This window comes from Pseudoxanthobacter sp., from assembly GCF_036822375.1.
GTDB lineage: Bacteria > Pseudomonadota > Alphaproteobacteria > Rhizobiales > Segnochrobactraceae > Pseudoxanthobacter.
On record NZ_DAISHT010000128.1, the window covers coordinates 1 to 9,898 of the forward strand.

Annotated in this window: 5 protein-coding genes and 1 pseudogene; 3 read left to right on the forward strand and 3 right to left on the reverse strand. The window is 69.1% G+C overall.

Annotated elements, in window-relative coordinates:
- From V7067_RS12060 to V7067_RS12070, 3 genes and pseudogenes are all read right to left on the reverse strand, one after another.
- Positions 1 to 772: pseudogene (locus V7067_RS12060) on the reverse strand (hypothetical protein); the annotation flags it as partial.
- Between the two features lie 675 nt (positions 773 to 1,447).
- Complete coding sequence (locus V7067_RS12065) at positions 1,448 to 2,803, reverse strand: TolC family outer membrane protein (protein ID WP_334176152.1); 1,356 nt, start codon at positions 2,801 to 2,803, stop codon at positions 1,448 to 1,450.
- A 565-nt stretch (positions 2,804 to 3,368) separates the two neighbouring features.
- A complete protein-coding gene (locus tag V7067_RS12070; protein ID WP_334176153.1) occupies positions 3,369 to 4,025 on the reverse strand; it encodes a protein-L-isoaspartate O-methyltransferase in 657 nt (218 codons plus the stop codon).
- A gap of 324 nt (positions 4,026 to 4,349) precedes the next feature.
- Here V7067_RS12070 and uvrA point away from each other — a divergent pair, with 324 nt between their 5' ends.
- From uvrA to priA, 3 genes are all read left to right on the forward strand, one after another.
- Positions 4,350 to 7,274 (forward strand): excinuclease ABC subunit UvrA, encoded by a 2,925-nt coding sequence (gene uvrA / locus V7067_RS12075; protein WP_334176154.1) that lies wholly within the window; start codon positions 4,350 to 4,352, stop codon positions 7,272 to 7,274.
- Positions 7,275 to 7,615: 341 nt separating this feature from the next.
- On the forward strand, positions 7,616 to 7,765 hold the full coding sequence (locus V7067_RS12080; RefSeq protein ID WP_334176155.1) for a DUF1127 domain-containing protein: 150 nt from the start codon (positions 7,616 to 7,618) through the stop codon (positions 7,763 to 7,765).
- 419 nt (positions 7,766 to 8,184) lie between these two features.
- Positions 8,185 to 9,898 (forward strand): primosomal protein N' (gene priA / locus V7067_RS12085; RefSeq protein ID WP_334176156.1); only part of this gene is annotated, 1,714 nt, incomplete at its 3' end.

Below are 9,898 nucleotides of genomic sequence, written 5' to 3' on the forward strand. Positions count from 1 at the left end.
GCGCGGCCGTCTCGTCGTGCAACGCCGCGTCGTCGCCGGGCACCGCGCTTTCGTCGCCGGCCGCACGCGCCGCCTGCTCCGCGGCTTCGTTGACTGCGGCATAAAGCGGGGCCAGCAGATCGGTCATCGACGCGGCGGCAACCGCCTCGATGGCTTCGCTCTCCGCGCCCGACAGCACCGCCTCGTCGCCGGTGGCAGTCAGGGCCTCGCCAAGCAGGCCGGCACCGGCCAGCGCCTCGGCAACCAGCGCCTCGGCGGCCAGTTCCGCCGCTTCAAGACCGGTTTCCGCCACCGCGATTTCCGACACGCCGGCAACCGCAACCGGATCGCCGGCAAAGGCCGGATCGAGCACGGCGGCCGCAATGGCCTCGGCCGCCGCAGCGATGGTGTCGGGGTCGGCCACCGCGACCGGCAGCTCTTCGCCGGCTGCCGCGCTGCCATCGGCCGGTGCCACGGCCTCGTTCCCGCCGGCCGTCAGGCCGAGTTCCGACATCAGTCCGGCGGTGAAATCGAAACCGGCCGTCTCGTGGCCGTTCTCTTCGTGCCCGCCGTCGCCGGCCGGCACCGCGTCGTCGCCATCCGGCGGCACGGCAGCGCGGATCGACACTTCCGGCGCCGGATTGACCGCGGGGCCGCCGGCGGCCGCCAGAACGACCGGCGGTGCAGCCGACTCACGCGGCGCGGAATCGCCGCCTTCCGAGATCATGCGCTGGATCGACGCCAGTATGTCTTCCATCGTCTGATCGCGGGCCGGGCTCGCAGCAGGCGCCATGGTCTTCCTCCCGATGCACAGTGACAGCCCCGCAGCGCTTTGAAGTCCCCCTTCGCCGCGGGGTCGCAAGGGCAGTCGAAACTCGGTGCGCTTCCCGGATGCCTCAGCACGGGAAGCCAGTCCCGCCCCCGCGGGCGGCCGGCGCCCTGTGGCAGGCCGGCGTTGCGGAGGCGATTGCATGCTGTGTCGCGTCAACGACCGCGACTTGCAGAACACAGGGCGGAGTGTGCGCAAGATCGCCGCCCCGGCGCAAGGGCCCGGCGGCGAGAGCTTACCGAAAGGTTAACGCTTCCGCCCCCGGCGGCCGGCCGCGGCAACGGGCTGCGCGCAGCACCCCGCCCGCCCCCGCCGGCGCTTCCCTGACCGCCGGAAGGCCGGTTTAACCATTTGAAACAAGGGGTTTATCGGCCCGCCGGGCCATGCCGGCCGCGCACTCCCAGCGGGCCGGACCGGGCGGCTGCCGGCCACCGGCACGGCCCCCGCGAAACGACCGGCCGCCCGCACGGACCTGTGCACAATCTGGCCTGAAACGGCAGATTTGCCACAGATTCGGTCGCGGCCGCCTGCCCGTGCCGACGATTCAGGACCGAAGCAGAGACCCGGAAACGAATACGCCGCCGGCATGGGCCGGCGGCGATGAGACAGAACCCGATCCCGGGAAGCGCCTGAAAAGGCTCAGCGCCCGTCCGGAGTGGTCATGCCGTGCCACTTGTTGCGCACCGCCTCGTAATGCTGCGACGGCTTGTAGACCGACACCGCCAGATGCAGCCGCTCGGCATCGAGCCGGCCGGAAGCCGCCAGCAGCGTATAGAAGGCCACCGCCTGGGCATATTCCGCCTGCGCCAGCGTGGTGCGCGCCTGCACCAGATCGCTCTGCTGCTGCAGCACGTCGAGCGTGGTGGCCTGACCGACCTTCTGCTCTTCCACAACGCCGTTGACGGCGAGCTGGTTGGCGACGACGGCGGTGCGGGCGGCGATGATGGAGGCCTCGGCCGCCTGCAAATTACCCCATGCGGCAACCACGGCCTGCCGCACCTGATCGCGGTACAGGTCGACCTGAATCTGGGCGTAGCCGAGATTCTCTTTCGCCTGACGGACCTGCGAGGACACCAGACCGGCGGTATAGATCGGAATGTTCACGTTGACGCCGACCTGCGCGCTGTCCTGCTGGCGGGCCGACTGCGTGGCGTTGCCGTAGGCATAATTATAGGCGCGCTGAACGCCGGCCTGCAGGTTCACCTCCGGCAGCACGTTGCCTTCCAGCACCTTCACATTGTAGCTGGCGACATCGACGTTGCTCTGGGCGGCCTGAATGGCCGGATGCTCGCTCTGGCCGCTCTGCAGCGCCACGGACAGCGACTTCGGCCGCAGCGGCAGGCCGATCTGCTTCGGGCTCAGCTTCTTTGGGTCGATGCCGATGATCTGGCGGAACGTGGCGCGGGCCGCATTCAGGTTCGCCTTGGCGGCGTTCACCGCGGCCTCCGCCTGCGCCGCGCCGGCCTGCGCCTGCGCCACGTCGGTGTTGGTGCCTTCGCCGACCTTGAAGCGCTCCTGCGACGACTTCAGCTGCTCGTTCAGGAACGACAGGTTGGCGAGCTGAAGCTCGACCATCGCTTCCTGCTGGATAACGTTCATGTAGGCGCTGGAAGCGTTGAGCAGCACGGACTGCTCGGTATCGCGCAGCTGGTCGCGGGCGGCGGAAACGGCCGCCTCAGCCTGCTTCACGGAATTGGTGGTGCGGAAGCCGCGGAACAGCGGCTGCACCAGATTGAGGCCGACCGAAATCGGATAAGACTGGCCGCTGCCCGGCAGTGTCGTGCCGGCATAGCCGGAATTCCACTGCGTGCCGTAATTGCCCGTGGCCGTGGCATTGACCGAGCCGGAAATTTGCGGGCGGTAGTTCGCCATCGCCTGCGGCACGTTCTCATCGGTCGCGCGGGCCTGCGCGCGGGCCGAGTTGAGCGTGGGATTGGTGTTGTAGGCAGACGCGAGCGCCTCGCCGAGCGACTGGGCGCTGGCCGGAGAGGCCATCAGCGCAGCCGACAGAGAAAGCGCGACGAGACCGCCGGCGAGGACCGCTCCGGTCGTCGTTCCTGCCTTCGGCGGGAGCCCTGCGCCCCCGGCCGGGGATCGGCGACCTGACGAACGATCCATGGGTACTCTCCTCGAACACGCATTTTCACTGCCGGCCAGATCATGAGGCGACGGTGGGGACAAAGCGGGGGGCAACCGCACCGCCCCGCCACCGGACCGCCGGCGTGCGGGCGAAACGGGACGACGCAGCAGAAACCGGACCGGCCGATTCCGCAACCCGTCTGAAGCTGCCGCCGCCGCGCTTTCCACGCGCTCACTAAACCGAACAGTTAAGGTATAGTTGCCCTGCCGGCCGCGCGCCACGGCCGGCGCACGCCGGTACAGCGACTTTTACCGCGGTGCGGCCTTGCTGCAACAGCCCGCCGGCCGCCGCATGGCGCGGCGAAGCACCGGCCGCCAGAACGGAAAGCGGCCGGCCGGCATCGCTGCCGGGCCGGCCGCCCGTAAAATCGCATCGTTCCGTCACAGCGCCGCGACAGGGTCGCGGCCGCCGCGCGGGCATTCAGAACACGAACGCCTTCGGCTTCCCGAAGCCCGGCAGCACGCGCGTGGCCGCATTAAAGGCGAACCGGCCGCTGATTCCCACGTCGCCGCGGGTATAAAGCTGGGCCACGCCGGCATTGCCGGTGCCCTCGATCACCACCAGACGGCCGCCGATGGCGAGCTGCGCCTTCAGCCCGTCGAGACCGTCCTCGACGGCGCCGAGCACGATGATGACGTCATAATGGCCGCCTGCCGGCCAGCCGGCGGCCAGCGGGCCGATCACCAGACTGACGTTGCGGAACGCCGAAAGCCGGGCGCGGGAGGCCTCGGCCAGCGCGGCATCGCATTCGAGCGCGGTCACCTGACCGGCGATATGGGCCAGCACCGCCGCCTCGTAGCCGGTGGCCGAGCCGACCACCAGAACCCGTTCGCCGGCCTGCGGCTCCGCCAGCTGCAACAGCTTGCCGAACACATAGGGGCGCAGCATCACCCGCGGCGAGGCGCCGCCCGGAACCGGCTGCTCCTCGTCGATATAGGCGAGTTCCCTGCGCTCCGGCGCCACGAAATCCTCGCGCGCCACCTCGCCCATCGCCGCAAGGACGACCTGATCGGTAACGTCGCTGGTGCGCAACTGGCTGTCGACCATCTTGCGCCGGTGGACCGAGAAATCGACCATCGTCCAACCCTATCCTGCTGCCGCGCGAACGACAAAAGACCGGCCGCAGCACCCGGCTGCAGCATTTGAACCGTTCCATCCCTTACAGGAGGGAGCGGCGGACGTGCAAGGCGGCCGGTGTCGCGCCCCGCGCAGGAAACGGTGCGCAGAGGCTGCGGCCCCACATCTGTGCTTGCTTTGTTCGCATGACATTTTAATGATTGCCGCCATGCGATCTTGAATCGGGCCGGGACGATCCCTTGTTTTCAGGGCCGCCGCGCCTCCCTGCGGCGCCACGCCACCACCCGACAGGCCGCTTCACGCCGGGCGAAGGACCACAGCGCGATGTCTGATTCTCAGCCGGAAAAGGCCACCGCCGCATTGTTTGGCGGGCGCATGATTTCCGTGCGCGGGGCGCGCGAGCACAATCTGAAAAATGTCGATCTCGACATTCCGCGCGACAGGCTGGTGGTGTTCACCGGCCTTTCGGGGTCGGGCAAGTCGTCGCTGGCCTTCGATACCATCTATGCGGAGGGCCAGCGCCGCTATGTGGAAAGCCTGTCGGCCTATGCGCGCCAGTTTCTGGAGATGATGCAGAAGCCGGACGTCGACCAGATCGACGGCCTGTCGCCGGCCATCTCCATCGAGCAGAAGACGACCTCGCGCAATCCGCGCTCCACGGTGGGCACGGTGACGGAGATCTACGACTACATGCGTCTGCTGTGGGCGCGCGTGGGCGTGCCCTATTCGCCGGCGACCGGGCTGCCGATCGAGAGCCAGACCGTGTCGCAGATGGTCGACCGCATCCTGTCGCTGCCGGAGGGAACGCGGCTCTACCTGCTGGCCCCGATGGTGCGCGGACGCAAGGGCGAATACCGCAAGGAACTGGCCGATCTGCAGAAAAAGGGCTTCCAGCGCGTCAAGATCGACGGCACCTTCCACGAGATCGAAGAGGCGCCGGCGCTCGACAAGAAGCTGAAGCACGACATCGACGTGGTGGTTGACCGCATCGTGGTGCGGCCCGACCTCGGCACCCGGCTTGCCGACAGCGTGGAAACCGCGCTGGGGCTGGCCGACGGCATCGCCATTGCCGAATTCGCCGGCGAGACCGAGGCCGGCGGCAGCCCGAAGCGGGTGGTCTTTTCCGCCAAATTCGCCTGCCCGGTTTCCGGCTTCACGATTCCGGAAATCGAGCCGCGGCTGTTCTCCTTCAACAATCCCTTCGGCGCCTGCCCGAAATGCGACGGCCTCGGCACGACGCTGAGCTTCGAGGCCGATCTCGTGGTGCCGGACGAGGCATTGTCGCTGGGCGACGGCGCCGTGCTGCCGTGGGCGCGCACCGGCAACACGTCGCCTTATTATACCCAGACGCTGGAGGCGATCTGCCGGCACTTCGAGGTGTCGATGACGACGCCGTGGGCGAAGCTGCCGGACGTGGTGCGCGACACCATCCTGTTCGGCTCCGGCAAGACGCCGATCACCTTCATCTTCGACGACGGCCTGCGGGCCTACGAGACGACGAAGCCGTTTGAGGGGGTGGTGCGCAACATCGAACGGCGCTGGAAGGAGACCGATTCGGAATGGGTGCGCGAGGAACTCTCGCGCTACCAGTCCGACAGCCCCTGCCCGGCCTGCAGCGGCTATCGTCTGAAGCCCGAGGCACTGTCGGTAAAGATCGCCGGCCGGCACATCGGCGAGGCCGGCGTGCTGTCGATTCGCGATGCCCAGCAGTGGTTCGCCACCGTGCCCGCCGCACTCAGCGCCCAGCAGCAGGAAATCGCCGGCCGCATCCTCAAGGAGATTCGTGAGCGGCTCACCTTTCTGGTGGATGTCGGGCTCGATTACCTGACCCTTGCGCGCGCCTCCGGCACGCTTTCGGGCGGCGAGAGCCAGCGCATCCGCCTCGCCTCGCAGATCGGCTCCGGCCTGACGGGCGTGCTCTATGTGCTCGACGAACCCTCCATCGGCCTGCATCAGCGCGACAATGCCCGCCTGCTCGACACGCTGAAGCGGCTGCGCGACCTCGGCAACACGGTGATCGTGGTCGAGCACGACGAGGATGCCATCCGGCTGGCGGATTATGTGGTGGATGTCGGCCCCGGCGCGGGCGTGCACGGCGGCCGCATCGTTTCCGCCGGCACGCCGGCCGACATCATCGCCGATCCGCACTCCCTGACCGGCCAGTACCTCAGCGGCCGGCTGGAGGTGCCGGTGCCGGCCGTGCGCCGCAAGGCGAAGAAGGGCCGCGAACTGCGCATCGTCAATGCGCGCGGCAACAACCTCAAGGGCGTGACCGCCGAGATTCCGCTCGGGCTGTTCACCGCGGTGACCGGCGTTTCCGGCGGCGGCAAGTCGACGCTGATTCTGGACACGCTGTTCCGGGCCGCCGCCCGCCGCCTCAGCAACAGCCGCGAGAACCCCGCGCCCCACGACCGGGTGGAGGGTCTTGAACATCTCGACAAGGTCATCGACATCGACCAGTCGCCCATCGGCCGCACGCCGCGCTCCAATCCGGCAACCTATACCGGCGCCTTCACGCCCATCCGCGAATGGTTCGCCGGCCTGCCGGAGGCGCGCGCCCGCGGCTACGGCCCGGGCCGCTTCTCGTTCAACGTCAAGGGCGGGCGCTGCGAGGCCTGTCAGGGCGACGGCGTCATCAAGATCGAGATGCACTTCCTGCCGGATGTCTATGTCACCTGCGATGTGTGCAAGGGCCGGCGCTATAACCGCGAGACGCTGGATGTGACCTTCAAGGGCAAGTCCATCGCCGACGTGCTGGACATGACCTGCGACGAGGGGGCGGAATTCTTCTCCGCCGTGCCGGCCGTGCGCGACAAGCTGGAGACGCTGCGGCAGGTCGGGCTCGGCTACATCAAGGTCGGCCAGCAGGCGACGACGCTGTCGGGCGGCGAGGCCCAGCGCGTGAAGCTTGCCAAGGAACTGTCGCGCCGCGCGACCGGCCGCACGCTTTATATTCTCGACGAGCCGACCACCGGCCTGCACTTCCACGATGTGGCCAAGCTGCTGGAGGTGCTGCACGAGCTGGTCAGTCAGGGCAACACCGTCGTCGTCATCGAACACAATCTGGAGGTCGTGAAGACCGCGGACTGGGTGATCGACCTCGGGCCGGAGGGCGGCGACGGCGGCGGACGCATCGTGGCCGCCGGCACACCGGAGGATATCGTCGCCTGCGCGCAGAGCCACACCGGCACCTTCCTCGGCGAACTCATCGCCCGGCGCCCTCACCCGCCCGCCCGAGCGGCGGAATAGCGCCGCGCAGCCACCCCCGCCGGCCTCCCGCACCCCGCGCTTTCAGGGCCCGCCATCCGGCGGGCCTTGCATTTTGCGCACCGCTAAAAGGGGCCCCCGCGGTCCCGACGGGCCGCTGCGACAGCACAACCGTCTGAAAAGACGAATTGATTCTCGATTTGCCGTCAAATTGAGCAGTTTGACCGGATTGCAAGGCGCGCAGAGCTGATCTGCGTGCCCCCCTCTGCCTGCGAGATCGGCAATCGCCTAGATATCCATCGAACACGACAGGGCTTGATGAGCAGCGCCGAAACGGCCTGCAGGCTCGTCGCCCAAAAGTCATAGAGTTCTAGGAGAAGAAAATGTTCGACAATATCGTGACCCGCTATCGGTCCTGGCGCAAGTATCGCGAGACCTACGATCAGCTGATGCAGCTCAACAACCGTGAGCTCGACGATCTGGGCATCAATCGCGCCGAGATCCCGTCGATTGCCCGTCGCGCGGCCCGCTGATCGACCCTGAATACTATCAGGCGGGCATCCGTCTCCCCTGTGAGAGATGCCCGGCCCGGGTGGTTGCATCCCCCTCCGCAGCCGCCTTCATGAAGCGCCCGCTGGCCCCGCCAGCGGGCGCTGCCTATTTATAACGCATTAACCGCGTGCCGGCCGGCCATCGCCGGGGTGCACGAAGACCGGCAACGGCATTGACCGGCCGCGGCCAAGCGGCAATGGTTGCCCCGCGGAAAGCCGCACCGGATCGGGCGCCGACGGCACGGCCCGAAGGCGTGCCCGAAACGGAAATCCGCCCGAAACGGAAGCCTGCCCGCACCCGAAGCCCGCCCGGATCGGATGCGCCGGATTCGCGCCTCCGAGATACGCGGCCCGCAGCCCTGCCGGATCCGGCCGACGATAGCCCTGCTGATGGATGGCCGATGCCCACCATTATCTCCGTTCTGGTGCCGGTCGCCCTCGGGGATTGCTACAGCTATCTGGGCGACGAGCCGCTTGCCCCCGGCACCATCGTGCGTGTGCCCTTCGGCCCGCGCGAGGTGATCGGCGCGGTGTGGGACGACCCCCCGGACACCGGCCGGCCGGCGGCGCGCCTCAGGGCCATTTCCCACGTCTACCCCGCCCGTCCGCTCGACGGCACGCTGCGTGCCTTTATTGAATGGGTGGCGCGCTGGACGCTGGCGCCGCGCGGCATGGTGCTGCGCATGGTGCTGCGGGTGCCGGAGGCGCTGGAGCCGGAGCCGCCGCGCGCCGGACTGATTGCCACCGGCCTCGCCCCCGAGCGCCTCACCCCCGCCCGGCGCCGCGTGCTCGACCTCGCCCCCACCCTGCCGTCGTGGACACGCGCGGCGCTTGCCGAGGCCGCCGGCGTCAGCCCCTCCGTGGTGGACGGGCTTGCCGCCCTCGGCGCCTTCCGGCCGGCGGAGCTGCCGCCGCTGCCGGCAGCGCCGGAGCCCGATCCCGCGGCCTTTTCCCCCGACCTCACCCCCGACCAGCGGACGGCCGCCGCCGCACTGGTGGCCGCCGTCGCCGAAGGCCGCGCAAGCGTGACGCTGCTCGACGGCGTGACCGGGTCCGGCAAGACCGAGGTCTTTCTGGAGGCGGTCGCCGCAACGGTCGCGGCGGGCCGGCAGGCCCTGATCATGATGCCGGAAATCGCCCTGACGCAGGCGGTGATCGCCCGGTTCACCCGCCGCTTCAATGCCCGCCCGGCCGAGTGGCACTCTGCCGTAAGCCCGGTGCAGCGCGCCCGGGTGTGGCGCGGGGTTGCCAGCGGCGAGACCAGAATCGTGATCGGCGCGCGCTCCGCGCTGTTCCTGCCCTTTCGCCACCCGGGGCTGATCGTTGTCGACGAGGAGCACGACGCGGCCTACAAACAGGATGACCGCGTGCCCTACAATGCCCGCGACATGGCCGTCGTGCGCGGCCATCTCAGCGGCTTTCCCGTGGTGCTGTCGTCGGCCACCCCGTCGGTGGAAAGCCGCGTCAATGCCGATCAGGGGCGTTACCGCCGCCTTGTGCTGACAGACCGCGTTCCCGGTGCCAGCCTGCCGGACGTGCGGGCCGTCGATCTGCGCCTCAGCCGCCCGGAGAAGGGGCGCTGGCTGGCCCCGCCCCTCGTTGCCGCGCTGCGCGCCACGCTGGAGCGCGGCGAGCAGGGCCTCCTTTTCCTGAACCGCCGCGGTTATGCCCCGCTCACGCTGTGCGGCGCGTGCGGCCACCGCTTCTCGTGCCCCAACTGCTCCGCCTGGCTGGTCGACCACCGCCTGCGCGGGCGTCTCGTCTGCCACCACTGCGGCCATACCGAACCGCGGCCCGATACCTGCCCGGCCTGCGGCGAGGCCGACACGCTGGTCGCCTGCGGGCCGGGCGTGGAACGCATCGCCGAGGAGGCGCAGGCGCTGTTTCCGGAGGCGCGCACGCTGGTGCTCTCCTCCGATATCGGCGGCGGCACCGAGCGCATCCGCGCCGAACTCGATCTGGTGGCCTCCGGCGCCTTCGACCTGATTGTCGGCACCCAGCTCGTCGCCAAGGGCCACACCTTCCCCGGCCTCAAGTTCGTCGGCGTCGTCGATGCCGACCTCGGCCTGATGAACGGCGACCTGCGGGCGGGCGAGCGCACCTTCCAGCTTCTGG

Coding starts and splice junctions, on each gene's coding strand:
- V7067_RS12065 (WP_334176152.1), bottom strand. CDS start 2,803: ATGGCCTCTCCGGCCAGCGCCCAGTCGCTCGGCGAGGCGCTCGCGTCT.
- V7067_RS12070 (WP_334176153.1), bottom strand. CDS start 4,025: ATGGTCGATTTCTCGGTCCACCGGCGCAAGATGGTCGACAGCCAGTTG.
- uvrA (WP_334176154.1), top strand. CDS start 4,350: ATGTCTGATTCTCAGCCGGAAAAGGCCACCGCCGCATTGTTTGGCGGG.
- V7067_RS12080 (WP_334176155.1), top strand. CDS start 7,616: ATGTTCGACAATATCGTGACCCGCTATCGGTCCTGGCGCAAGTATCGC.